The 23,821-nt window shown below is 74.1% G+C and carries 18 protein-coding genes and 1 pseudogene; 8 read left to right on the top strand and 11 right to left on the bottom strand.

What is annotated here, in order from left to right:
• Positions 1 to 266: 266 nt before the first annotated feature.
• Positions 267 to 1,691: a hypothetical protein gene (locus Sm713_RS36905; protein WP_249416924.1), complete on the top strand. Its 1,425-nt coding sequence runs from the start codon at positions 267 to 269 to the stop codon at positions 1,689 to 1,691.
• On the opposite strand, the gene Sm713_RS36900 is transcribed toward Sm713_RS36905, so the two are convergent.
• The 3 genes from Sm713_RS36900 to Sm713_RS36890 form a co-directional block, all read right to left on the bottom strand.
• Entirely contained in the window at positions 1,651 to 2,886 is a 1,236-nt protein-coding gene (locus tag Sm713_RS36900) for a hypothetical protein (protein ID WP_249416923.1), read from the bottom strand. The genes Sm713_RS36905 and Sm713_RS36900 overlap by 41 nt on opposite strands.
• Before the next feature lie 155 nt (positions 2,887 to 3,041).
• Positions 3,042 to 4,817 (bottom strand): lipopolysaccharide biosynthesis protein, encoded by a 1,776-nt coding sequence (locus Sm713_RS36895; protein ID WP_212914288.1) that lies wholly within the window; start codon positions 4,815 to 4,817, stop codon positions 3,042 to 3,044.
• Positions 4,814 to 6,025 (bottom strand): glycosyltransferase, encoded by a 1,212-nt coding sequence (locus Sm713_RS36890; RefSeq protein ID WP_249417121.1) that lies wholly within the window; start codon positions 6,023 to 6,025, stop codon positions 4,814 to 4,816. Before Sm713_RS36890 ends, Sm713_RS36895 begins: the two co-directional genes overlap by 4 nt.
• Positions 6,026 to 6,256: 231 nt before the next feature.
• On the opposite strand from Sm713_RS36890, the gene Sm713_RS36885 reads away from it, so the two are divergent.
• On the top strand, positions 6,257 to 6,760 hold the full coding sequence (locus tag Sm713_RS36885) for an adenylyltransferase/cytidyltransferase family protein (protein WP_212914286.1): 504 nt from the start codon (positions 6,257 to 6,259) through the stop codon (positions 6,758 to 6,760).
• Here the strand turns inward: Sm713_RS36885 and Sm713_RS36880 are convergent.
• Complete coding sequence (locus Sm713_RS36880) at positions 6,720 to 7,454, bottom strand: CDP-alcohol phosphatidyltransferase family protein (protein ID WP_212914285.1); 735 nt, start codon at positions 7,452 to 7,454, stop codon at positions 6,720 to 6,722. The two genes, Sm713_RS36885 and Sm713_RS36880, sit on opposite strands and share 41 nt — an antisense overlap.
• Before the next feature lie 139 nt (positions 7,455 to 7,593).
• Between Sm713_RS36880 and Sm713_RS36875 the strand changes: the two genes are divergently transcribed.
• Complete coding sequence (locus Sm713_RS36875; RefSeq protein WP_249416922.1) at positions 7,594 to 8,133, top strand: DUF309 domain-containing protein; 540 nt, start codon at positions 7,594 to 7,596, stop codon at positions 8,131 to 8,133.
• 178 nt (positions 8,134 to 8,311) lie between these two features.
• Here Sm713_RS36875 and Sm713_RS36870 read toward each other — a convergent pair whose 3' ends face one another.
• Both Sm713_RS36870 and Sm713_RS36865 read right to left on the bottom strand, forming a co-directional pair.
• Entirely contained in the window at positions 8,312 to 9,067 is a 756-nt protein-coding gene (locus Sm713_RS36870) for a sulfite exporter TauE/SafE family protein (RefSeq protein WP_212914283.1), read from the bottom strand.
• A gap of 323 nt (positions 9,068 to 9,390) precedes the next feature.
• Positions 9,391 to 10,578, bottom strand: coding sequence for a thiolase family protein (locus tag Sm713_RS36865; protein ID WP_212914282.1), 1,188 nt, complete (start codon positions 10,576 to 10,578; stop codon positions 9,391 to 9,393).
• Between the two features lie 382 nt (positions 10,579 to 10,960).
• Between Sm713_RS36865 and Sm713_RS36860 the strand changes: the two genes are divergently transcribed.
• Both Sm713_RS36860 and Sm713_RS36855 read left to right on the top strand, forming a co-directional pair.
• Positions 10,961 to 11,608, top strand: coding sequence for an endonuclease (locus tag Sm713_RS36860; RefSeq protein ID WP_212914281.1), 648 nt, complete (start codon positions 10,961 to 10,963; stop codon positions 11,606 to 11,608).
• 552 nt (positions 11,609 to 12,160) lie between these two features.
• Positions 12,161 to 13,393, top strand: coding sequence for a PP2C family protein-serine/threonine phosphatase (locus tag Sm713_RS36855; protein ID WP_212914280.1), 1,233 nt, complete (start codon positions 12,161 to 12,163; stop codon positions 13,391 to 13,393).
• A gap of 567 nt (positions 13,394 to 13,960) precedes the next feature.
• Here Sm713_RS36855 and Sm713_RS36850 read toward each other — a convergent pair.
• Positions 13,961 to 14,416 (bottom strand): MarR family winged helix-turn-helix transcriptional regulator, encoded by a 456-nt coding sequence (locus tag Sm713_RS36850; protein ID WP_212914279.1) that lies wholly within the window; start codon positions 14,414 to 14,416, stop codon positions 13,961 to 13,963.
• Between the two features lie 104 nt (positions 14,417 to 14,520).
• Here Sm713_RS36850 and Sm713_RS36845 point away from each other — a divergent pair, with 104 nt between their 5' ends.
• On the top strand, positions 14,521 to 15,081 hold the full coding sequence (locus Sm713_RS36845) for an NADPH-dependent FMN reductase (protein ID WP_212914278.1): 561 nt from the start codon (positions 14,521 to 14,523) through the stop codon (positions 15,079 to 15,081).
• A 158-nt stretch (positions 15,082 to 15,239) separates the two neighbouring features.
• Here the strand turns inward: Sm713_RS36845 and Sm713_RS36840 are convergent.
• From Sm713_RS36840 to Sm713_RS36825, 4 genes and pseudogenes are all read right to left on the bottom strand, one after another.
• Positions 15,240 to 15,910, bottom strand: a pseudogene (locus Sm713_RS36840) (response regulator).
• Complete coding sequence (locus Sm713_RS36835) at positions 15,907 to 17,214, bottom strand: sensor histidine kinase (RefSeq protein WP_212914277.1); 1,308 nt, start codon at positions 17,212 to 17,214, stop codon at positions 15,907 to 15,909. Before Sm713_RS36835 ends, Sm713_RS36840 begins: the two are co-directional and overlap by 4 nt.
• A gap of 10 nt (positions 17,215 to 17,224) precedes the next feature.
• Complete coding sequence (locus tag Sm713_RS36830) at positions 17,225 to 18,397, bottom strand: acyltransferase (RefSeq protein WP_212914276.1); 1,173 nt, start codon at positions 18,395 to 18,397, stop codon at positions 17,225 to 17,227.
• A complete protein-coding gene (locus Sm713_RS36825) occupies positions 18,390 to 19,352 on the bottom strand; it encodes an alpha/beta hydrolase (RefSeq protein ID WP_212914275.1) in 963 nt (320 codons plus the stop codon). The genes Sm713_RS36830 and Sm713_RS36825 overlap by 8 nt, the downstream gene beginning before the upstream one ends.
• 258 nt (positions 19,353 to 19,610) lie before the next feature.
• On the opposite strand from Sm713_RS36825, the gene Sm713_RS36820 reads away from it, so the two are divergent.
• Positions 19,611 to 22,523, top strand: coding sequence for an AAA family ATPase (locus Sm713_RS36820; RefSeq protein ID WP_212914274.1), 2,913 nt, complete (start codon positions 19,611 to 19,613; stop codon positions 22,521 to 22,523).
• On the top strand, positions 22,520 to 23,818 hold the full coding sequence (locus tag Sm713_RS36815) for a serine/threonine-protein kinase (RefSeq protein WP_212914273.1): 1,299 nt from the start codon (positions 22,520 to 22,522) through the stop codon (positions 23,816 to 23,818). The genes Sm713_RS36820 and Sm713_RS36815 overlap by 4 nt, the downstream gene beginning before the upstream one ends.
• The last annotated feature ends 3 nt before the right edge of the window (positions 23,819 to 23,821 follow it).

The following is a 23,821-nucleotide window of genomic DNA, read 5'->3' as shown; positions in this document are numbered from 1 at the left end:
GGAAGGTGACGCTGCGGCATCGGTAGACTGCGCGCGGGGACGCTCCCGCGTGGGGCGGATTGGGGGGCGTCATGCCGCAGGTGCCGCCGGGCGGAGGCGGGACGGCCGGGTCCACGGGGCCGGATGCCGGGCCGGGTGCGACCACGGGCGCCCGGAATCAAACGAGTTACGCGCCGGGCGCCGGTGACGCGCGCCCCGCACCCGGCGGCGGAGCGGACGGAACCGATGCGCAGGGCGCCCAGGGGCGCGGCACCGGTGCTCCGGCCGTGTCGCCCCGCGCCCTGCTGTCCCGGGCGCTGTCGGTGCCGCTGGTCCTGGCGTTCTCCGTGCTGCTGCCGCTGGCCGTCGCCGCGCAGCCGGGCGGGGGCAGCAGGGACGCCGCGTTCTGGCTCCAGCTCACCCTCACCGTGTACGCGGGCGCCCGGCTGTCCACGATGATCCTGACCAGCAGGCGCAAGCTGCTCCAGGGCTCGTTCTGGCTGTTCGTCTACATGGCGATGGGAGTGGCGCCGCTGGCGCAGGCCGTGCTGGGGCAGGTCCCGACGCCGGTGGTCGGACCGCGCTCGGATCTCACCGAGGCCGTCGCGCTGGTGCTGATCGGGTGCGTCGCCTTCGACGTGGGCGCGCTGCTGGCCCGGCACCGGCAGGGCGGCGAGGACGCCGGCGGGCGGCGGCCCGCGCTGGTGCACCGGCGGCGGCTCGCCCTGCTGGTGCTGCTGGCGTTCGCGGGCAGCGCGGCGCTGGTGGTGAAGCTGGGCGGGCCCGCGGTGTTCTTCACCAGCCGTCAGGAGATCGCCGCGGGCATCGAGGACGCCGGACTCTCCCAGGCCGGCTCCCAGGCGGGCCAGGCCCTGCTGCGCGGCTTCGGCACGGTGCCGGCGCTGATCGCCCTGCTGGTGTACACCCGCCGGCTGGTCACCTCGCGGTACGCACGCAGATCGCCCGGTGTCCTCGCGGCGTGGGCGGCGCTGGTGGCGGTCAACGTCATCGTCAACAACCCCGTGTCCAACCCCCGTTACTGGTTCCTCACGGTGCTCTTCTCGCTGCTGTTCACCGTCTTCCCGGTGAGCGCCGCGATGTACCGCTCGGCGCTGACCCTCGGGGTGGTGGTGGCGCTGGTGGTGTTCCCGTTCGCGGACCGGTTCCGCTACGACCAGCTCAACTACCGGCCCGTCCAGACCTCGTCGGTGCTGGAGCCCCTGGCCATCAAGGACTTCGACCAGATGGGCATGTTCGCCAACACCATCACCTACGTGAGGTCGGGCGAGGGGCACACCTGGGGCAGGCAGCTCGCGGGCTCGGTGCTGTTCGCGGTGCCGCGTTCGCTCTGGCCGGGCAAGCCGCTGGACACGGGGGTGCTGGTCGGGCAGTGGATGGGCACGGTCAACACCAACCTGTCGTCGCCGGTGTGGGCGGAGCTGTGGATCGACGCCGGTCCCGTGGGCATGGCGGCGGGCCTGCTGGGCCTCGGGTACGCGGCGGCCCGCATGGACCGGCGCCATGCCCGCCGGGCGTCGCGGCGCGCCCCGCCGGGCAGCCTGATCGCCCTGGTCGTGCCGCTGGTCGCGGGCTACTCGTTCATCCTGCTGCGCGGGCCGCTGCTCCAGGCGTCGGGGCGCGCGGCCATCGCGCTCTGCTGCGTCCTGCTGATCATGACGCGCCGTCAGGACCGGGCCGCGGCACTGCGCTGACGGCCGCCCCCGCGGTCGGGTCCGCGGCCCGGGGCCGCAGCACCCGCAGCCAGGCGGCAGCGGCCTTGAGCGCGGAGCCCGCCGCGAGGCCCCAGGCCGCGCCCGCCGCGCCGCCCAGCCGGTAGCCCGCGAGCATCAGCACTACGGCGAGCAGGGAGAACACCACCTGGACCCGGAGCGTGGCGCGCGGGCTGAGCACCCGCAGGGTGACCAGCGCGCAGGTGCCGAGGCCCATCACGGCGTACTGGCCGCCCACGGCCGGCAGCAGCGTGGCCGCGGACTCCCAGGTGGCGCCGAGGATGTGCCGGCCGGCACCGGCCGGCAGCGCGTACAGGACGGCAGCCCAGCAGAGGCCGACGGCGGCGAGCACACCGCCGAGCCCCGCGGCCGCCCGTACGGTGGCGCGCCGTCCGCCGAGCCGGCCGAGGAGGGGCGGCCCGAAGGCGTTGACGGAGTTGAAGAGGACGTTCAGCGGCCCGAAGAGGGTGGTGGAGCCGCGCAGCGCCCCCACCGCCAGCGGGTCGGCGAGCAGTCCGAGGCCGAGGACGGCGAGCTGGCTGGAGGCGTTGCCGACGGCGAACTCGACGATGAACCGCATGCCCAGGTGGCCGCGGCGCAGATAGCCCCACAGGCGGACGGGCGCGCCGGTGGCGAGAGGCCGCAGCAGGCCGAGGCCGAGGAGCAGCGCGGGCACCGCCGACACTCCCCAGACCGCCACGAGGCGCGCTGGAGAAGTGTGCTGCGGTTGCAGGAGGAGCGCCGGCACGACGCACAGCAGGCGCAGCGTGTCGGCGGCGAGGGCGCGCCCCGGCCGGCGCAGCGTGGAGAACGCGTACCGGAGCCCGTCCTGCACCAGCACCAGCGGCAGCACTGCCCCGAGCGCGGCGAAGGCGCCGCCCAGCCCGCCTCCGGCGGCCAGCCCGCCCGCGGCGAGCGGCAGGGCGGCGGCGCAGGACGCGCAGGCGGTGAAGGCGACCGCCGAGCGGCAGGCGGCGGCGAGCCCGTTCTCGTCGCCGCGCTCCAGCACCAGGGCCTGGCCGACGAAGGCCGTGCCGAGGCCGAGGAGCACGGTGAAGGTCAGGTACACCATCGAGAAGGCGGCGAAGCCCGCGGCGGTGGAGACCCGGGCGGCGATCACCAGCACGGCGATGTTGGTCAGGCTGGAGGCCGCCTGGTCGAGCACCGAGGCGGCCACGGCTCCCGTGAGCCGCGCGTGCGGAGCGGGCCCCCGTCCGGCCCGCGGCGCGGCGGCGCGCGCCCCGGGCGTGTCCGCGCGCGTGACCGGGCGTCCGGCGGAGGGATCGTCAGGGGCGTCCGGGCGGTCTCCGGCGGGCGGTATCGGCCGGCCGCTCACCAGTCGGCCGCGTGGAAGGCGCCCGGGCCGGCGGTGCCGCTGTCCTCCTCGGGCAGGGTGCCACGGGCGCCGGGCGCGTACCGGGTGCGCGTCCCCGGCGTCCCCGGCGTCTGCGGCGTCTGCGGCGTCTGCGGCGTCTCGGAGACGGCTGGACGTCCGGCGCGGTGACCGCCGCCCGGTGCCCCGCGCCTGCCGCTGCTGCCGTCCCGGCGCTCGGAGTGGATGACGGCGCCCAGGACGGTGCCGCCCGCGCCGCCGATCAGTTCCCGGATGCGGACCAGGTCCGCGCGGTGCACGGTGCGCGGGTTGCAGACGACGAGGACGCCGTCCACCCGGTCGACGAGGGCGAGCGCGTCGGCGTAGGCGAGGACGGGCGGGGCGAGTACGACGACGGTGGCGCCGGGGTCGTCCGCCTCGGCGATCAGGCGGGTCATCCGGGCCGAGGTGAGGGCGCGCGGGACGTTGCGCACCCGCTCGCCGGGCACCAGGTCGAACATGCCCGACTCCCCCGCGTCCACCGCGTAGTGGCCGCCCGCGGGCCAGTCGGCGCCGTCCTGGCCGGCACCGGCCGACCCGCGGGCTGCCGGATCCGGCAGGGTCCACTGGGGCCGGGGGGTGGTGGTGGCGCGCAGCCGCTCGACGAGCGTAGGCGTGCGCAGGTCGGCCTCGATGAGCAGCACGTCCTTGCCGGTCTCGGCGAACGACGCGGTGAGGTTGCAGGCCACCGCGGCGGTCGCCGCGGCCGCTCCGGCGTCCGCCCGGGGCGCCACGACCAGGAGCCTGCGCCGGTCGGCGAACCGGTCGTCGTAGGCGAGCCGGAAGGCGATCGAGCGGTACTCCTCCGCCGCCCGCGAGTCGCTCTGGCTGCCCACGAGCAGCGTCCCGGTCCCGCCGTGCGGGAGGATGCCGAGCACGGGCGCGCGTACCGCCCTGGCGACCTCGCCGGCGGAGCGCGGGGTGGGGTCGAAGACGAGCCGCACCCAGGCGGCCAGCAGTCCGAGGGCGATGCCGACGGCGCCGCCGAGGCCCAGCGCCATGGGCAGTCCGAGGCCATCGGAGGCGGTGGGCGGCACGGCTTCGCGGATCACGGTGCCGGGCGTCATGTCCAGCGCCATGAGGCTGCTGATCTGGCCGTTCAGCTCGGTGATGCGGTTGAGGAGGTTGGCCTTGACGGCGTAGGCGGAGTCGGCGGCCGAGCTTCCGTCCGGGAGCCGGCCGATCTGCTTGGTGATGTCGTCCTGCTGCTTGACGAGCGGGGCGAGCTGGTCGCTGTACTTCTTGACCATGCTGGCCCGCACCTGGTCCCACTGGCTCTTGCGCAGCTCCAGGTAGGCCTTGGTCAGGGCGTTGGCGCGGCGGGCGGCCTCCTCGGGGGCGGCGGCCGTGTAGGCGAAGTGCAGGACGAGGGTCTGGGGCGGATTGGTGACCTGGAGACCCTGCTGGAGGGCGGCCGTCGGCACGGTCGTGCCGAGGTCGTGGGCGGCCACCTGGGCGACGCTGCTGCTCAGCGCGGTCTGCCGCTCGGAACCCATGTTGAGGGTCTTGTCCACCGAGACGGCCGGGTCGAACGGGTCGTTGGTGGGCGCGCGCAGCACGATGTCGCTGGTCGCGGCGTAGGAGTCGGCGCCGGTCACGCCGAGCCAGGCGCCGCCGAGCAGGCCCGCGCCGACGCCGCAGCCGAGGAGCCAGCGGTAGCGCAGCAGCTGGCGGAACTGCTCGCGGAGCTGGTCGGGCTCGTCGTCGCCCCTGGCCGGAACATGTGTGTCGGTCACGCGCCTGGTCCCCCCAAGGCCTCGTCGATGAGTGCGTCGATCCGCGCCAGGCCCGCCCGGCGCGAGAGGTGGGCGGCCACGTGACGGGGCCCCGCGGCCCCCAGCGTGTCCGCGAGGGCCGTGTCGGCGGCGAGCCTGCGCACCGCCGCGAGCAGTTCCGCCGGGTTCTCCGGGTCGACCAGCAGCCCGGCGCCCGAGCGGCGCACCTCCTGCGCCGTGCCGCCGCCCGGGGACACGGCGGCCACCACGGGGCGGCCGGAGGCGAAGTACGAGGTCAGCTTGGACGGCACGCTCATGTCCAGCACCGAGGCGCGCTGGGTGACCGCGAGCACGTCGGCGGCGGCCAGCACCTCGGGGAAGTCGTCGGTGGCGGCGGGCGGGAGGAGGTCCAGGTTGGGCACGCCCGCGGCGAGCCGGGCGAGGCCGGCGCGCTGGTTGCCGTCGCCCATCAGGACGAAGCGGACGGAAGGGTCCCGGCGGGCCGCCTCCACCAGCACCTCAAGACCCTGCTTGAGGCCCATGTTGCCGGAGTGCAGCACCACGGTCTGCCCGGCCGGCCAGCCGAGCCGCGCCCTGGTCCCGGCCCTCGGTCGTAACGGCCCGCGGACATGCGACCAGTTGGGCACCAGGCGGATCCGGTCCCGGTCCACGCCGAGGGCGGTGACGCGGTCGACGAAGGTCTCGTGGATCACGCCGACGAGGGCCGCGCTGCGCAGCGCGTACGCCTCGGCGCGCTCGGCGAGCCCCGCGGCTCGTGCGCCGCCGCGGATGCCGCTCTGTGCCGCGGCGGCGCCCATCAGGTCCTGGACGACGGGTATGTACGGCACCCGGTGCCGGGCGGCGAGACGGGCGCCGAGCAGGCCGCCGGCGAGGCTCGGCATCTGGGCGAGCACGGCGTCGAGGCGGCCGGTGCGGGGCGGTGCGAGCAGGCCGTGCGCCAGCACGGAGGCCTCGAACAGGGCGCGGCGCACGGCCGTCTGGCGGGGCGGCACCGTGTGGCGCCTGCGGTGCACCAGGACTCCGGCGCGCCGCTCCGTGCGCCGCCAGGCGCCCTGGTACGCCGGGTCGAGGCGCCAGGACGGATAGTGCGGCATGCCGGTGAGGACGTGGGTCTCGTGGCCGCGGGCGGCCCAGTGCTCGGCGATCTGCGTGGCGTAGGGGCCGATTCCGGTGTGCTCCGGCGCGTAGTTGGTGGACACGAGTAACAGCCTGCGGCGTGGCGCCCGGGCGGCAGCGTACCGCTCGACCTGCTCGTCCTCACTCACCCGGTGGTCCCCTCCCGGATCCGCGGTCCAGCGTCCCGGCCCGTCACCGGCGGAAGCTGCGGTCTCCCTCATCGTTCACCATACGGGCACGGAACGTGCACGCTATCGTCGAAGACCGCGTGCGGGCCCGCCGGTTGGGCCCGCTCAGAGCGCGGATGGCTCCGGGGGGTACGGGTGACGGCGGGCGGACCGGGCAGACGCTGGCGGGTCGGGTACGCACCCGGGGCGTACGACCTCTTCCACATCGGGCATCTGAACATCCTCCGCCATGCTCGGGCGCAGTGCGACTACCTGGTGGCCGGGGTGGTCTCGGACGAGATGGCGGAGCGGGCCAAGGGCCGGCGCCCGATGATCCCGCTGGTGGAGCGGCTGGAGATCGTGCGCAGCGTGAAGTTCGTCGACGCCGCCTTCGTGGAGACCGTCCCCGACAAGCTTCAGACCTGGAAGCAGGTCCGGTTCGACGTGCTCTTCAAGGGCGACGACTGGCGGGGCACCCCCAAGGGGGAGAAGCTGGAGCGCGACTTCGCGTCCGTGGGCGTGAGCGTCGTCTACTTCCCGTACACCGTGCACACGTCCAGCACCCAGCTCCGCCGCGCGCTGGACGCACTCGGCGGCCCGGGTGGCGCGGATCCGCCGTTCAGCGGGGAACTGCGGTCAGTTCCCGGAACCACTTCGTGAGGAACGCGAGCAGGAAGAGCCCGGCCGCCGCGCCCAGCGCCGTGTAGGCCCAGCGGAACGCCTCGCCGGCGCCCAGCAGCAGGAACACCAGGCAGAAGACGCCGTGGTCGACGGGCAGCAGCGCGACCGCGCGCAGGGTCGAGGGCGCCGGGGCCGCGGTGCCGGGGGCGGCCCCCGGTTTGAGCTTCTCCGTGAGCAGCCCGCCGAAGAAGGTGACGACGGCGGCGAACTGGAAGCCCAGCGGGACCAGCAGCCAGGCGTCGCCGGAGAACCCGAAGTACTCAGGGTGGCGGTAGAAGGTGATCAGCACGGCGGCGTGCAGCGCCGTGATCTTCGCACAGTCGACCACGTGGTCCAGCCACTCCCCCGCCGGGCCGCCGCTGCCGGTCAGCCGGGCGAGCTGGCCGTCCGCCGAGTCGAAGGCGAAGCCCACCGCGAGGCCCAGCCACACGGCGAGGCCGAGCCATGAGGACGGCGTCCCGACGGCCGTGCCGGCCACGGCCGCGAAGCTGAACACCGCGCTGACGGCGGTGACCTGGTTGGGCGTGAGCCCCAGCCCGTAGGCACCCGCCGCGAGGTAGCGCCCGGTCGGCCGGTTCACATAGCGCGCGTACAGCGACACGCCCTTGGCCGACTTCTGCGCGGACTTGAGCCGGGCGTGCGCGCCCGCGACACTCCCGATCGTCTCCCCCATGGCCATCCCACCCCCGGGCAACATCACCACAGCCCCACCAGGACGGCAAGGACACCTCAGGCCGCGGGTGCGGCCCGCGATCCCTCCGGCGGTCCGCCGCGGTGCGCCGCCCGGGGCGGCCGCGCAGGACAATGGGGTCATGGACGACGACCGAGCCGCCCCGGAGCCCGCCGGCAGCGGCGGGTGGAACCGGGATCGCGACCAGGAGGGCCGGGCCAGGAACGCCCGGCCCCGGGACGGCCTGGGCCGCCCCCTCCCGTACGGCTCCGAGGGCACCCCCAGACAGCCGGAGGGCGTCACCCGCAGCGCCTCCGCCACCATCGACGAGGCCCAGCGCCTGCTGGACGACGGCAAGCCGTTCCACGCCCACGAGGTCTTCGAGGACGCCTGGAAGACCGGCCCCGACGCGGAGCGTGCCCTGTGGCGCGGCCTGGCCCAGCTCGCCGTCGGGCTCACCCATGCGGCCCGCGGCAACGCGGAGGGCGGCGCGCGGCTGCTGCGCCGGGGGGCCGGCGCCGTGAGCGACTGGTGCAGCACCACCTCGCGGGTCCAGCCGCACGGTCTGGACGTGCCGGGCCTGACGGTGTGGGCGCGCGAGCTGGCGGACACCGTCGACGACGACGGCTCACCCGTCGACGCGGCGTCCTGGGCGCCGCGGCTGCGCGGGGTGGCGGGGTAGGCCGGGCGGACCCGGGAGCGGCCGGATCACGGGCCGGGCGGATCCGGGACCGGACGGATCCCGGGCCGGGCGGCGAGGCGGTCGCGGGCCGCGGCGGGCGTTCGCGGGCCGCGGTGGGGCGGTCTCCCGCGCGGTTGGGTCAGCGAGTGCGGTCGGGGCCGCGGCGGGGTGAGCCGCCTCAGTTCAGCAGCAGTTCCAGGCCCCCCACCACCGTCGCCGCGATCACCAGGTGCTCGAAGAGCCGCTGGTTGATCCGGGCGACGCAGGCCTTGCCGATCAGCGCGCCCGGCAGGACGAAGAGGAACAGCTCCGCGTCCAGCAGCAGCGAGTGCCCGTCGATCAGGCCGAGCCCGGCGCTGAAGGGCACCTTGGAGGTGTTCACGATCAGGAAGAACCAGGCGGACGTGCCCAGGAAGCTGAGCTTCCTGAAGCCGGCGGAGAGCAGGTAGAGCGACATCACGGGACCGCCCGCGTTGGCGACCATCGTGGTGAAGCCGCCCAGCACGCCGTAGGAGCGGGCCTTGAGCCGCTCACCGCGGGTGGCGGCGGACGTCTGCTCCTCCTGCTGCTGCGCGTTCCGTCTGCGCCACAGGGTGACACCGGCCATCAGCAGCAGGATGGCCCCGATCGAGGTGCGCACGGCCTCGTCGTCCGCCCAGAGCAGGAAGAGCACGCCGACGACGACCCCGGCGGCGACCGCCGGGAACAGCCGCCACAGGGTGGGCCAGTGCGCGTGCCGCCGGTAGGTGAGCACCGCGAGCACGTCGCCGGTGATCAGGATGGGCAGCAGGACGCCGGTCGACTCGCGGGCGGGGAGTATCGCGGCGAACACCGCGAGGCTCACGGTGTTGGCGCCGCTCACGGCGGTCTTGGCGAAGCCGACGAGCGCGGCCGCCGCGGCGAGCGCCATGAAGTCCCACAAGGTGATGTCCATACCGGACGGAGATGCTATGCCCCGAACATGACGTCTGGTAAGGGCTTTCTTCGCATCCGCGACCGCCTGCGCACCTTCCGGCCACGGCCCCGACCAGCCGCCGCGGCAGAGCGGAAGACCCGCTCACGCCCCTTCGACGCGGGCCGGGGCGCTCGGACCGGCGCGGGCGGCGCGACGGCGAACGGCGTGCGGGCGGCGCGGGCGCAAACCCGCGTCCGCCGCTCACGTCCTCGTGCGCCTCAGGCACAGGCTCGGACACGCCGAACTTGCTTCGGGGCGCCGGTTCAGGCCCCCCGCTCAAGCCCGGCACCCAGGCTCGGCGCTCAGGCCCGCTCGACGAGGACCGCGCTGCCCTGCCCCACGCCCACGCACATGGTGGCCAGCCCGCGGGCGGCGCCCGAACGCCGCATCCGGTGCAGCAGGGTGGTCAGGATGCGGGCTCCCGAGCAGCCCAGCGGATGCCCGAGCGCGATGGCGCCGCCGTCCGGGTTGACCAACTCGGGGTCGAGGCCGAGCTCGTCCACGCAGGCGAGCGTCTGGGCGGCGAAGGCCTCGTTGAGCTCCGCCTCCTCGATGTCGCCGACGGACCAGCCGGCTCGGGTCAGCGCCTTGCGGGTCGCGGGCACGGGGCCGATTCCCATCACGTCCGGGTGGACTCCGGCGGAGGCGCCGCGGACGTAGCGGCCCAGGGAGACGAGGCCGAGGTCGTTCAGCGCCTCCTCGCTGACCAGCAGCAGCCCGGCGGCGCCGTCGTTCATCGGTGAGGAGTTGCCCGCGGTGACCGTGCCACCCGGGCGGAACACGGGCTTGAGCGAGGCCAGCTTCTCGTAGGAGGTGTCGACCCGGATGCCCTCGTCGGCGTCGACCACCACGTCGTCCTGCCGGGTCACGGGGAGCAGTTCCGCGTCGAAGCGGCCGTCCTTGCGCGCCTCGGCGGCCCGCCGGTGGCTGCGGAGCGCGAAGTCGTCCTGGCGCTCGCGGGAGATCGAGTACCGCTCGGCGACCTCCTCCGCGGTCTCGCCCATGGAGAGCAGGCCGTGCAGCTCCTTCATCCGGGGGTTGACCAGGCGCCAGCCGAGCCGCGTGTCGGCGGTCTCCATGCGCTGCGGGAAGGCCTGGTCGGGGCGGGGCAGGACGAACGGGGCGCGGCTCATGGACTCGGAGCCGCCGGCCAGCACCACATCGGCGTCGCCGGAGGCGATGGCCCGGGCCGCCGTGGTCACGGCCTCCATGCCGGAGGCGCAGAGCCTGTTCAGGGTGGCGCCCGGCACCGAATCGGGCAGCCCGGCGAGCAGGACCGCCATGCGGGCGACGTTGCGGTTGTCCTCGCCCGCCTGGTTGGCGGCGCCCCAGTACACGTCGTCGATACGGGCGGGGTCGAGCCCGGGGATGTCGGCGAGCAGTCCGCGGATCACCGTCGCGGCGAGATCGTCGGGACGCACCGAGGAGAGGGCGCCGCGCAGCTTGCCGACGGGGGTGCGGCGCGCGGCGGCGAAGTGGACTGGACGCACGGGGGCACTCCTGGGATGACGAACCGGTGGGCGGCACCGGCGCCTGAGATGAGCGCCACCACCTCTTTAATTAGCGCCGCTAGTTTTGGACTATAGCCCGCCGCCCGGCGGCTGTGAAGCGTCTGTCCACCCTGTGAGGCGGTATGCCTCCCCGAGCCCTGGCGAGGCCGTGTCCGGCGCTTTCGCGCATGGCAACCGGGCCGCCGAGCGCCGGGCGCCGACCACCGCGCGTCCCACGCGGGCGTGAGGCCGGACACGGAGCCGATGCCGGGCGGGGCGGCGTTTCCGCCCCGCCCGGCCGGGCACTCGGGGCGGCGCGAGATCCCGGGCCGGGCGCCCGGGGCCCGCGACGGCGGCAACGCGACGCGAGGAGGTACCAGGCATGCCTGCCCAGAAGAGAGTGGTCCGGGAACTCCTCGCCACCGAGGGCCGCACGTTCGCCCAGGAAGCGGGCATCCGCCTCACCAACACCCCGCAGCCGCTCTACCGCACCCTCGTCCTGGCCACCCTGATGAGCGCCAGGATCCGCGGCTCGGTGGCGATCGCGACCGCGCGGGAGCTGTACGACGCGGGGATGCGCGACGCACGCAGCATGGCGGACGCCACCTGGCACCAGCGGGTGAGGGCACTGGGCAAGGGCGGCTACCGGCGCTACGACGAGCGGACCTCGAACCAGCTCGGCGAGGGCGCCCGGCTCGTCCTGGACGCCTGGGGCGGCGACCTGCGCCGGATGCGCGCCGACGCGCACGGCGACGTGGGCGAGCTGCGCCAGCTGCTCCAGCGGGTACCGGGGGTTGGTCCGACCGGCGCGGACATCTTCCTGCGCGAGGTCCAGGACATCTGGCCGGAAGCGGCGCCGTACCTGGACCGCAAGGCGCTTCAGGGCGCCCGCCGCCTCGGCCTGCCCGACGATCCCGAGGCCCTGTCCCGCCTGGCCGGCGACGGGCACCCCGCCGCCCTGGCCTCCGCCCTGGTGCGGGCCGCGCTGGACAGGAAGGTCGCAGACGAGACCCTGCGGCAGGCGGCCTAGGTCGTGTCCGGCGGATCTTCGTGGATCAGCCTGCGGCGTCTGGTGCCGTGCATCGCAAGGCGGAGGATCGTCCTCGTACTGGGCGTACTCGGATGACTCCGGCAACGCGGCGAGGTGCGGTACTGGGGGCACTCCCCCACTGCCCTGAAGGGCGTGGGAGGTACCCCCACCCACGCCCTTCAGGCAGTGGGGGAGTCGCGGGCCCACGAAGATCCGCCGGACACGACCTAGCCGCGGTGGGTGGGGGCTCACCCGGGGGCGGGGCTCACCCGAGACCGGCGATCACCCGGACCGACGTCTACGCGAGGGCGGCGTTCACCCGAGGTCGGCGTTCACCCGGGGCCGATGAGAGCGCATGCGGACCCGGGGCGCGGGGCCCGAGGGGCGGGGCCGCAGCCATTACCCAGGTGCGGCCCAGCCACACCCAGGTGCGTCCCCAGGCGGCACCGATACACCTGCACCGACACAGAGGGGCCCTTCCATGGCCGCGGAACGCACAGAACCCGCCGGCGCGGTTCCCGAGGCCGGCGCCGGGCGAGCTACCGTGGGCTGATGACGCCGGCGAGCCCGCGGCGGCTACTGCGCCGTACCGCTCATGCGGCCGGGTGGGCCACCTCGGCCTCCCGCCCCCGCTCCGGAGCGTCACAGGACGGCGTTCCCCTGCACCGGCTGGTCACCGAGCGGTACGGACCGCTCGCCGTCGGCCTGTCGATGATCGCGGTGGTACTGGTCGCCGGGCTCCTGCTGCCGAAGTCGCAGCACCTGGGCTCCCTCATGGTGGCCGTCCCGGCGGCGTGCGCCGCGCTGGCCGGCCCCCGGCTCACGGCCGTCGTCGCGGTCCTCTCCTGCGGTGCCGCACTCGGGCTCGACGCCCACGACGGGCTGCTCGGCACCTCCATCTTCGCCGTGCACCTGGTGGCGATCATCCTGGTGTCGGTGTTCGTCATCGGCTTCAGGAACCTGCGCGAACGCGGCGTGCGGGAGCTGACGGAGGTGCGCACCGTCTCCGAGACGATGCAGCGCGTCCTGCTCCGGCCGCTGCCGCCGCGGATGGGCTGCCTGCTGATCAGATCGGCGTACCACGCCTCCCATCCGCACGCCATGATCGGCGGGGACCTCTACGCGGCGGCGCGGTCCTCGGACGGCGTGCGCGTGGTGATCGGCGACGTGAAGGGCAAGGGGCTGCCCGCGGTGGAGGACGCGGCAGCGCTGCTCGGGGCATTCCGCGGGATCACGCACCCGCAGGTCTCCCTGCCGGAGCTCGCGGCCCATCTGGAGAGCCGGGTGCGCACCCACTTCGAGGAGAGCGCGCTCGTCGACCCCGACGCCCTGGAGCGCTTCATCACGGCGGTGGTGGTCGAGGTGCCGGACGGCTCGGACGAGGTCCGGGTGGTCAACTGCGGGCACCCGCCGCCGTACCTCATCCGCCGCGAAGGGGTGAGCCTGCTGCCGCCGCGGCGCTCCGCTCCCCCGCTGGGTCTGGGCGGTCTCGACGCCGAGGACCACCCCGTCGACTCGTTCGCCTTCACGCCGGGCTCCACGCTGCTGCTCTACACGGACGGCACGTACGAGGCCCGCGACGGGGACGGCCGGTTCTACGACCTGGGTGAACGCGTCGCGAGCTGGCCGGGCTCGACGCCGGAGGAGCTGCTCGCGTACGTCCTCGGGGGCCTGACCGCCCACGTCGGGGGCGAGGTGCGCCTCGACGACGACGTGGCGATGGTCGCCCTCCAGTGCGGCACGGATGTCCCGCCGGGCGCCTCCGGTGCGCAGGCCATCCGGTGACGGCGGGGTATCCGCCCCGTGGAGCAATCCGCCTCACACCTGGAGTATCCGCCTCGCCGTTGCAGGGCGGGGGAGGCCGCCGGGAGCATCGGCGTGGGACACCGAACGGAGGGTGAGATCGCCAGATCCATCGCGCGGGACTCGGCACGGAGGGTGAGATCGCCGGGCGTGCACCGGCGAAGGCCGTCCACGCGCTGGGCCCGGCGACCTCCGCCCGGTTCGCGGGCGGAGGGCCGGGGTGTGCCATCGCCCGGGTGAGGCGACGGGGCTTTCCATCCGGCGGGTCCGACGCGGCCCTCGTTCCGCGGGGCCAGCGCGGCCCGGCCCGCCCTCAGGGGAATCGGCCCAGCCGGGTGCACCGGGCCGCCGGTCGCCCGGCCGCACCGCCGGCGCCCCGCGGAACCCTGGGCAGACCGTAGGCACACGAGGAACCCGGCCGTGCGAGACGCGCCACGACGGCCGCATGCGAACCACCGGAAAGGGGGCTCCGGCCCGGCCGAGCCGGCTCTCGATCCCACCGGCTCCCGATGCCCCGGCCCCCGATCGGGGGCCGAGTCCTGATCGGCCTCAGTCCACGATCCGGCGGAGGGCCCGTGTCAGCTCCGCGAGGTCCATGCCCTCGAAGTGGTCGAGGACGTGCCGCCGGGAGGCGGCGAGATGGCTCGGCCAGGCCTCCTCCAGACGGGACAGGCCGGCATCGGTGAGTACCGCATGCCATCCGCGGCCGTCCTGCTCGCAGCGGACCCGCTGCACCAGGCCCTGGGCCTCCAGGCGGGTGACGATCCGGGTCATGCCGCTGAGGGAGAGCTCGACCGCACCGGCCAGCTCGCTCATCCGCAGACGCCTGTCGGGGGCCTCCGACAGATACATCAAGGTCATGTACTCGACGAGCGGGAGGCGCTGCTCGCGCATCAGGTCGGCGTCCATCACCCGCGGAAGGGTGTGGATCACCCGGCCCAGCGCCCGGATGAAGGCCTCCTCGTCGGTACGCAGCGGCCTCGGCGGCTCGTTCGTGATGGACATGGCACCATTGTATTTGCTTGACGAACGAAGCACATCACGCTTTGCTTGGTTGAAGAAAAAACTATCTTCTACCAACAGCCCCTGCGGCACGGAAGGAAACACCCATGACCAGGATCGGAATCATCCTCGGCAGCACCCGCCCTGGACGCAACGGCGAGGGCGTCGCCCGCTGGGTCCTCGATGTGGCGGCGGAGCGCGACGACGCCGAGTACGAGCTCGTGGACCTGCTGGACTACAAGCTGCCGCACCTCGACGAGGTCTACCCGCCGTCGCTCGGCCAGTACCAGCAGCCGCACACCCTGGCATGGGCGAACAAGATCGCCTCGTTCGACGGGTTCGTGATGGTTACTCCTGAATACAACCACTCCACGTCCGGCGCGCTGAAGAACGCGATCGACTTCCTCTACGGCGAGTGGAACAACAAGGCGGTCGGTTTCGTCAGCTACGGCGGTGTCGGCGGTGCGCGCGCCGTGGAGCACCTGCGGCTGATCGCCGGCGAGCTCCAGATGGCCGACGTACGCTCCCAGGTTGCCCTGTCGCTGTTCACCGACTTCGAGAACTTCAGCACCTTCAAGCCCGGTGACCACCAGCGTGAGGCCCTGAACACGACGCTGGACCAGGTCGTGGCCTGGAGCAAGGCGCTGGCCCCGCTGCGCGCCGCGTGAGCGATGCCGGCCTGACGGCGTGAACACGTCCGGGTCGTGGTGGCGCTCCCCAAAGGTGCGGCGCTCCATCGCGATCCGGGCATCGGGCCGCGCGCGCTCCGCGCACGGCGCCGTATGAGCGCCGCTCCGCCGGGACCGGGCTGGTGGGACCGGCCGGCTCAGTAGCCGCTCGGCCGCACCAGCCCGGTCTCGTATGCGTAGATCGCCGCCTGGGTGCGGTCGCGGAGGTCCTGCTTGACCAGGATCCGGCCGACGTGGGTCTTGACGGTCGGCTCCGCCACCACCAGCCGCTCGGCTATCTCGGCGTTCGACAGGCCCTGGGCGATCAGCGAGAGGACCTCGGTCTCGCGCTCCGTCAGGTTGCCGGCACGCCCCTTGATCCGGGCGCGGGGAGCGTCGCTCATCCGGGAGAACTCGGCGATCAGGCGCTTGGTGATGTTCGGAGCGAGCAGCGCCTCGCCGCCCGCCACCACCCGTACGGCGTTCGCGAGTTCCGTCGCCGAGGCATCCTTCAGCAGGAATCCCGAGGCACCCGCCCGCAGTGCCTCGTACACGTACTCGTCGAGGTCGAACGTCGTCAGGACGAGGACCTTGGTGGCGAGGGTGCGCGACGCCGTGATGCGCCGGGTCGCCTCGATGCCGCCGAGACCGGGCATCCTGATGTCCATCAGGACGACGTCGGGGGTCAGCTCGGCCACCTTCTCCACGGCGTCGGCGCCGTCCACGGCCTGGCCGACGACCTCGATGTCCGGCTCGGCGTCGAGCAGCCCGTGAAGCCCTGGCGGACCATCATCTGGTCGTCGGCGATCAGCCCGCGGATGGCCGTCATGCCGTGTCCTCCACAGGATCGACTCCGGCGGGGAGCTTCGCGGGCAGCATGGCGGTGACCTCGTATCCCCCGCCGGCCGTGGCTCCGAAGGCCACGGTGCCCCCCAGCATCGCAGCTCGCTCGCTGATTCCCAGCAACCCGTGCCCGGCACCGGACGAGGGTGCAGCGGGTCTGTCGGGAGCGGTGTTCCTGACCCGGACGGTCAGCTCGGAGGAGCCGTACTCGACGTCCACCCGCACCTTTGCCCCCGGCGCGTGCCGTATCGCGTTGCTCACCGCCTCCTGGACGATGCGGAACGCCGACAGCTCGACGCCCTGCGCCAGTTGGACCGGTGTCCCGGTGGTGTGGACGGTGATGCCGAGCCCGGCCCCGCGGACGTTGGCGAGGAGTTCGCCCAGCCGGTCCAGGGTGGGCTGCGGGGCGTGCAGGTCGGGGACCGGCTCGGTGCGCTCGGAGCGCAGCACGCCGAGGACCTGGCGGAGTTCGGTGAGCGCGTCCTTGGCGTTCTGGTGGATGTTCGCCAGATTCTCCCTCAGCTCCGCGGACGGGTTCTCGACGAGGTGCGGGGCGGCCTGCGCCTGGATGGAGATCACCGACATGTGGTGGGCCACCACGTCGTGCAGTTCGCGGGCGATCCTGGCGCGCTCCTCCAGCAGCGTGCGGCGGGCCCGTTCCTCCGCGGTGCGCTCCTCCTGGGCCGTCAACTGGTCGCGCGCCACCTTGCGGCCGCGCAGCAGGGCGCCGAGCAGCGTGGAGATCGCGAGGACGGCGACGGTGAGGGTGACGTACCCCCCGTAGTCCCAGACGACGACGAAGAGCAGGCCCCCCAGGACGCTCAGGGCCAGTGCCTCGGCGGCGACGCGGGGGCGGTGGCGCAGGGCGACGTGGAACAGCGCCCAGGCCTGCATGGCGAGTTCGAGCCCCGACCAGTTCGGCTGCCAGCCGGAGGCGTTGCTGAACCGTGGTGCGAACCAGGCGGCGGCGAGGGCCGCCTGCGACAGGGGCGAGATCCACCAGGCCGGGATCGGGCGGCGAAGAGCGAGCGGGAGCACGGACGCCTGGCCGGCCACGATCAGGATGCCGACCGCGCCCAACCCGTAACCGAAGAAGTACCGGTTCCAGTTGATGGCGAACAGGACGATGCCGACCAGGACGAGGGCCGGGTTCGACAGGGCCGGCCTCCAACGCCTCCGGCCGCCCCGGGTGAGGGGGGCCGCGTCGGCCGTCCAGAGGTCGCCGCGCAGCGTCCCCACCCCGGTCCGCGCGAGGATCGCGAACCTCCTGACCACACCCGGCTCCTTCATGAGGACGACCCTAGACATGCCGCGCCGTCTTGGACGGTGCCGGAACTCGCCGGCGCACGAGGCGCCCCTGCCGTTTCAAGTCCCGGCGCCGTCCTTGCTCGTAGGTGTGGAACGCGGCCAGGCAGAGCAGGAGCGCGAAGGCGAACGCCGGCAGCCAGGCCAGCCTCGCCAGCACCCAGGTCATGGTGGAGGGCACGGTGTGCAGGCCGGGCAGGGGCTCCCCGGCGAGCAGCCCGACGGCCGTGACCGCCATCATCGCCGTCTGGTGCCAGAGGAATATCGTCATCGCGGCCAGGTTCACCAGCGCCACGCCCGCCCAGAGGACGGGCCGGGCGAGGACCCGCCGCAGCGTGCCGAGCAGCAGCAGTGCGGCGCCGCACTGGGCGAGCCCGAAGGCGACCGTGACGAGGTTCGGCGGATCGAGGTTGGACACCGCCTCGCCCGGCACGCCCACCATCGAGGCGGGGTAGCCGGCCCGCAGGACGAGTCCGATGGCGCCGGCGCCGCCCCCGAGCAGGAGGACCCAGCCGGTCACGCGGCTCTGGAGGCGGCCCCGTGCCCAGGCCGCGCCGAGGCAGTACGGGACGAGCCAGCCGGCGGTCACGTTCACCTCGCCGAGCCGGCCGGGCCCGTGCAGGCCGAACCGGATCAGGTCGACGACCAGCACCACGGCGAGCGGCCACAGCGGGTGGAGCCTCGCCACCAGCGGCGTCGCCGCGGTCAGGCCCGCGAAGACGAGCAGGAACCACAGGGGGGACAGCACCCGCTTGCCGAGGGTGTACACGGTGACGGGGTCCGCTCCCGCCGCGAGCATCGCGCATATCGCCACCGTCCACACCGCCAGCAGCACGGCGGCCGGCCGGGACAGCCGCGCCACGCGGGCGCCGAGCCACTGCCCGTACGTCGTGCCCCGGGCCCGGGCCGCCGCGTGGCCCCGCGCGCCGACCAGCCCGCCCACCAGGAAGAAGACGGCGAGCGTCTGGAACACCCAGGAGACCGGTGTGAGCCCCGGCAGGTACTGGAGCGGGCTGCTGCCGCGCAGGGTGCCGCTGTTGGCGACCAGCGCGGTCACCAGCCAGTGGCCGAGCACCACGGCGAGGATGGCCAGGGCCCGCAGGGCGTCGACCGCCCGGTCGCGGTCGGCCGGGGTCGCGGCGTCCAACCGCCGGACGACGTCACGCATGAGGGACCTCCGGCCTCAGGCCGTTCACGATCCGGGCGATGTTCGCGAGCGCCGTGGAGCCCGCCGTGAGGTAGTCGCTGTGGGTTCCCCCGCCCGCCGCGAAGACCTCGGCCCCGAACTCGGGCGACACCGGATCGGTCCCGAATCCGAGGGTCACGAAGGGGAGGTGGAGGCTGAGGTGCGGGACGTTCGCGATCCAGTCGCCACTGCTGCGGCCCGCCCAGACCTCAGCGCCGGCGTGCAGGTCGCCGACGGTGCGGTAGCCCGTGCCGGGGCTGCCGGTCAGGACGAGGGCGGCGACGGGGAGTCCGGCGGCGGCACGGGCGCAGACGACGCTGCCGTAGGAGTGGCAGACGAGGGAGGTGCGTGCCGCGGGCTTGAGCCGGTGCAGCGCGTCGACGAACCTCCGGAGCCCGGGTGCGGCCTCCTCGGCCCGCGCCGTCGTGATCTCCGCCAGGCTCATCGAGGCCGGGGCCCGGTAGCCGAGCCAGGCCACGACGGCGGTGGGGTCGCCGAGTTGCCGGTGCAGCGCGGCGGCTTCGTTCCGCAGCCGCCAGTAGTCGTCGACGCTGACGCCCGCCCCGGGGACCAGCACGGCTATGCGCTCGGCCGTGGAGAGATCGCCGACGACCTCGACGGTGCGGCCCCCGTACCGGCCGTCGAAGGAGAGGAACCGGCGCCCGGGGGACGCCATGGCGCGCAGCGCGTGCGCGCGCCTGGTGTCGCCGTGGCGGCCGGCCGAGCGCGCGGCTGCCCCGATGTCGGCGCGGGTTGCGGCGTACCGCTCGGTGAGGGCCGCCGGCGTGGCGGCAGCGGGCAGCCCCGAGACGGTGGGCACGGGTGCGGGCACGTCCGCGGGACCGGCGGCGCCCGACACCGGCACGGCCACCGCGGCGGTGACGAGCGCGGCGAGCGAGGCGCGGCGCAATCGGGACATACGAGGGCGGGGCGACATGGCAGGCGGGCTTCCTTCCGCACCGGCAGATCCGGCGTGCATCGGGCACCGAAGCTACGGATCGCCCCTGGTCGTCGGCGTCCCGCCGGGGAGTGAGCCCGCGGTGTGGCTCTGAGGTACTACGGGTAGGGGTGCGGGGCGCCACCGGCGCGGGTACCGCCACCGCACGCTCGGGCGGTCCCGGCACCACCGGGCCCGCTCCGGGGACGCGCCGGAAACAGTTCCGACGGAGCACGAGCGCCCGGCGGCTGTGGAATCATGAGCCGGAGAGACGGGATGCGGCTCAGCGGGGGGCCGTGGGGTGTCTGCGGGGAGGCCACGTTGCGACCGCTCTTCACTGACGGAATCTTCGAGCCCCAGAACCTCCAGGACAGACGCACGACCGAGGTGCTCCTCGCCGCGGCCCGGCGTACGGCCCGTCCGTTACGGCCGAGCGACGTCCTGCACGCCGCTGTCGGCTCAGGTGACCAGAGCGTTCTGGCCGCGCTCACGCCGGCGCTCGCGGAGGGCTCGGAGCCCCGCCATCTGCTCGACACCATCGCGGTCTACAACCCCGGCATCCCCCCGGGGCAGCCCTCCCATTTCGGCGGCACCCGGAGCGAGTTCGCCCCGGAGACGATCGCCGCGCTCGACGCCTTCGCCGCCGACCTCGCCGCCGACCCCGAACAGCTCGTTCCGGTCGCCCTCGAATTGCTGATGAGCCGGGTGCTGGCCCATCCGGACGCCGAGGACGTGGAGTTCCTGGGAATCCTGGACCGGCAGGTCGCCGTCCGTGGATTCAGCGAGCAGGTCCGCACCCGGTCCGAACCGCTTCCGGCGCTGCTGGAGGAGGGTTCGGGCCGCTTGCGCTCCGAGGAGTTCACCGCGGACGCCTGGGCCGTTCTGGAACGGGCGGCGGCGGTGGCGGCCGACCTGGGATACGACCGGGTCCTGCCGCCGCACTGCTTCCTCGCCATGCTCCGGGAGACGGAGGGACCGGCCGAGCGTCTCGTACGCCTCCAGATCCCGCCCCGCGTCGGCCTGGCGCGCGCCGCGGAGATCGTCGGCGACGCCTTCCGGCTGCCCGGCGGCGGCGCGGAGCCGCCGCTGCTCGACCGGAACGGCCTCGGCGACCCGCTACTGGCCCTGATCCGTGCCGCCCAGCGTGCCGCGGCCCTGTGGGGTGCGGGCTCGGTCGACGTGCCCCACCTCCTCGACGCGCTGCTGGCCCAGCCCCCGGCGCGGCTGGTCTCCGCGATGGAGGCGGAGCCGCTGCGCGTCGACCTCGCCCGCATGCGAGAGCACCTCGCCCAGGAACTCCGCCACGCCGGCACGGCCGCCCCCCGCCGGTTCGCGTTCCGCCTGGCGCCCGGCTCGGCCCCCGCCGAGGACCTGACCTGGCTCGCCCAGACGCAGGGCATCACCCCGGCGCTCCACCTCGACCGGTACTTCGACCCGCTCACCCGCGCCCTGCACCGCACCGTCGCCAACAACGTGCTGATCACCGGGCCACCCGGGGTGGGCGCCACCACGCTCCTGCGCGAACTGGCGCGGCGGGCGGCCGGCGGTGAGATCCCCTTCCTGCACCGCAAGCGCTTCGTCCGGGTGGACTGCCACGACGTGGCCCCCGCCGAGAGCGGCGCCGCACTCGCCAGGATCATCGACCAGGTCGCCAGCCGGACGGACGTGGTCCTCTGCCTGGACGGCCTCGGCGCCCTGCTGCGCGGCCCGCACGACGACAACCATGTGCTGACGCTCCGCCGGGCCCTGAAGGAGCAGCGGATCCGGCTGGTGGGAGTGCTCTCCACGCAGGACCACGACGACCTGCTCGCCGGCGACCAGGCGATGCGCGAGCTCGTCACCCGCATCGAACTGATCGAGCCCGACCGGGCCGCCGCCCGCGACATGGCCCGGCAGGCGGCGGACACGCTGGAGGCGGAGTTCGGAATCGGCGTCGATGACCGGGCCGTCGACCGCGCGGTCGTCCTCTCCCGGGACTACGTCCTCAGCCAGCGGCAGCCGCTGGCCGCCGTCCGGGTGCTCAGGCGCGCCATCGAGGACCTGAACTACGAGCGGACCCAGCTGGCCGGGGCCCGGGCCACGGTCGGGACCCGGGACGTGGACCGCGTCGTCGCCGAGATATCCGGAGTGCCCGTGCAGCAGATCGCGGGAGGCGGCGGTGAGCGCATCGACTACGAGAAGGCCCTGAGCGGTTGGGTCTTCGGCCAGCGCGGCGCCGTCGACGTCGCCGCGAGCGAGTTGCGCCGCATCCGGGCCGGCCTGGCCGACGGCAGCGGCGGGCCCGCCTCCGTGATGCTCTTCGCCGGCCTGACCGGCACCGGGAAGACCGAGCTCGCCAAGGCCATCGCCCGCTTCTACTCCGCATCGAACAAGCTCCAGACCTACGCCATGGGCAACTTCGGGGAGCCGCACAGCGTGTCGGGCATCATCGGATCCCCGCAGGGCTATATCGGCTACGAGAGCGGTGGCCGGCTGATCAAGGAACTCAACGCCGATCCGTACAGCGTGATCCTGCTCGACGAGGCGGAGAAGGCCCACCCCGAGGTGTGGCGCCCGTTCCTCAACCTCTTCGAGGAGGGCTGGATCACCGACCAGCGCGGGGTCAAGGCGCACGGTGACCGCGCCATCTTCATCCTGACGACCAACGCCGGCCAGGACGTCATCGCGCGGATGATCGGCAAGGGGGCCGACCCCGAGGCGATCGAGGCCGCGGTGCTGAAGGAACTGGCCAACGTCAGCAACCACGTCCGAGGGGGCCCGGTCTTCACCCCGGAACTGCTGGCCCGTATCCGCCGCGCCATCATCTTCCGCCCGCTCGTGGCGGAGGCCATGACGGCCATCTGCCGCCGGATGGTCGAGCAGCGCCAGGACTTCTGGCGGGACAAGCGCAACCGCGAGCTGATCGTGCCCGAGTCGCTGATCGGCCACGTGGCCGCCCGCGGGCACCGGGAGAACGAGGAGGCCAACGGCAAGAAGGGCGCCCGCGTCTTCCGCCCCCTGCTCTCCGACCTCATCGACGACCCCATCCTCCGGCAGCAGGACCGCCACGAGAAGGAGTTCGAACGCTGCGTCCGCATCAAGCTGCACTTCAACGCCGATGCCGCCGCCGGCCCCGACGCTCACGGATCCGACCAGGTCACCGTCCGGTTCGTCGCGGAGGAGGAGGGGTGACGCCGGCCCCGCCCTCGCCCGAGCCCCGGCTCCGCTCGCTCGTGGGCCGCACCCTCGTGGGCCGTTACGAGCTGACCCGCTGGCTCGGCGGAGGCGCCTTCGGCGGCGTCTTCGAGGGCCGGCAGCTCATCCTCGGCCAGCCGGTACGCCGGGTGGCCTGCAAGCTCTCCCGCCGCACCGGGATGACGGAGGAGAGCGCCGCCGAGATCTTCGCCGACGCCCTGCGGCTGGCGGAAGCCCTGGACGGGATGACGGACGCCGAGGCCCGCCGCCACCTGGTGCACGTCTACGACGGGGGCGTGGCCCCGTCCATGGCGAGCAGGGCGTACCTCGTCATGGAGTACGTGCCGGGCGACAGCACGCTGGCGACCTGGTTCGGCTCGCTCCAGCCGGTCCCGGCCAACCAGATGTTCGGCTGGGCAGGGCAGGCATGCCTCGCGCTGCGCGGCCTGCACTCGCTCGACCCGCCGCTGCTCCACCGCGACATCAAACCGGACAACGTGCTCCTCGGCAGCGACCGGATGGTGCGGTTGATCGACTTCGGCCTCGCTGCCCGGCTGCTGACGACGGGAGCGGTCCCGGGCGTCGCCGGCACGCTCCAGTACATGGCCCCCGAGACCTCGCAGGGTCGGAGCGTGCCCGCCTCCGACCTGTACTCCCTGGGCGTGCTGCTCTATGAGGGCCTGACGGGCGGTCACCCCTTCGAGCACCTCAAGCCGCCCCGCGACCTGCCCGAATCGATGCACGGTGACTGGCTCCACGGCGAGAAGCGCCTCGCCGTCCCCGTGCCGCCGTCCCGGCTGACCAACACCGTCGGTCAGGAGGCCGACGAGGTGGTGCTCCGATGCCTGGAGTTCGAACCCGAACGACGGTTCCAGAGCGCGGTGGAGCTCCTCGCCGCCCTCGACTCGCTGCGTGACGGCACGTCGGCGGCGCGGCGCCCGGCGGGCGAGCGGGCGCTGGAGGAGGCCGAGGCGCTGCTCGAAGCCGACGACCCGGACGGCGCGCGACGCGTCCTGGTCCGCTTCGAGCGCGGCGAGTGGCCCCTGTCCACCGGCTGGCTGCTCCTGACCCGCCGGATGGCGGACGTCCTCGCGGCACGCGGCCGGCCTGCCGAGGCGGCCGAGCGGCTTGACGCCGTCTGGCACCTGGTGAGGGAACGGGCCCTGCTGCGGACCCGGAAGGAACGGCGCGACCTGCTCGACCGCATCGCGGCGCTGTACCGCACGGCGGGCATGACCTTCCAGGCCAACCAGTTCGCGTGGCTGAGCGAGCGCGAGGGAGGCAGGAGGTAGCGA

The sequence above is a fragment of the Streptomyces sp. TS71-3 genome, assembly GCF_018327685.1.
In the GTDB taxonomy this organism is placed as follows: Bacteria; Actinomycetota; Actinomycetes; order Streptomycetales; family Streptomycetaceae; genus Streptomyces.
Note: the sequence above shows the minus strand (reverse complement) of the source record. Positions and strands in the feature narration are given on the sequence as shown.

What these genes read in the sequence shown, in the direction of transcription:
- Sm713_RS36870 (WP_212914283.1), bottom strand. Translation starts at nt 9,067, where the DNA reads ATGGACATCACCTTGTGGGACTTCATGGCGCTCGCCGCGGCGGCCGCG.
- Sm713_RS36850 (WP_212914279.1), bottom strand. Translation starts at nt 14,416, where the DNA reads ATGTCCATCACGAACGAGCCGCCGAGGCCGCTGCGTACCGACGAGGAG.
- Sm713_RS36825 (WP_212914275.1), bottom strand. Translation starts at nt 19,352, where the DNA reads ATGTCGCCCCGCCCTCGTATGTCCCGATTGCGCCGCGCCTCGCTCGCC.
- Sm713_RS36835 (WP_212914277.1), bottom strand. Translation starts at nt 17,214, where the DNA reads ATGAAGGAGCCGGGTGTGGTCAGGAGGTTCGCGATCCTCGCGCGGACC.
- Sm713_RS36875 (WP_249416922.1), top strand. Translation starts at nt 7,594, where the DNA reads ATGGACGACGACCGAGCCGCCCCGGAGCCCGCCGGCAGCGGCGGGTGG.
- Sm713_RS36855 (WP_212914280.1), top strand. Translation starts at nt 12,161, where the DNA reads ATGACGCCGGCGAGCCCGCGGCGGCTACTGCGCCGTACCGCTCATGCG.
- Sm713_RS36845 (WP_212914278.1), top strand. Translation starts at nt 14,521, where the DNA reads ATGACCAGGATCGGAATCATCCTCGGCAGCACCCGCCCTGGACGCAAC.
- Sm713_RS36880 (WP_212914285.1), bottom strand. Translation starts at nt 7,454, where the DNA reads ATGGGGGAGACGATCGGGAGTGTCGCGGGCGCGCACGCCCGGCTCAAG.
- Sm713_RS36860 (WP_212914281.1), top strand. Translation starts at nt 10,961, where the DNA reads ATGCCTGCCCAGAAGAGAGTGGTCCGGGAACTCCTCGCCACCGAGGGC.
- Sm713_RS36820 (WP_212914274.1), top strand. Translation starts at nt 19,611, where the DNA reads ATGAGCCGGAGAGACGGGATGCGGCTCAGCGGGGGGCCGTGGGGTGTC.
- Sm713_RS36830 (WP_212914276.1), bottom strand. Translation starts at nt 18,397, where the DNA reads ATGCGTGACGTCGTCCGGCGGTTGGACGCCGCGACCCCGGCCGACCGC.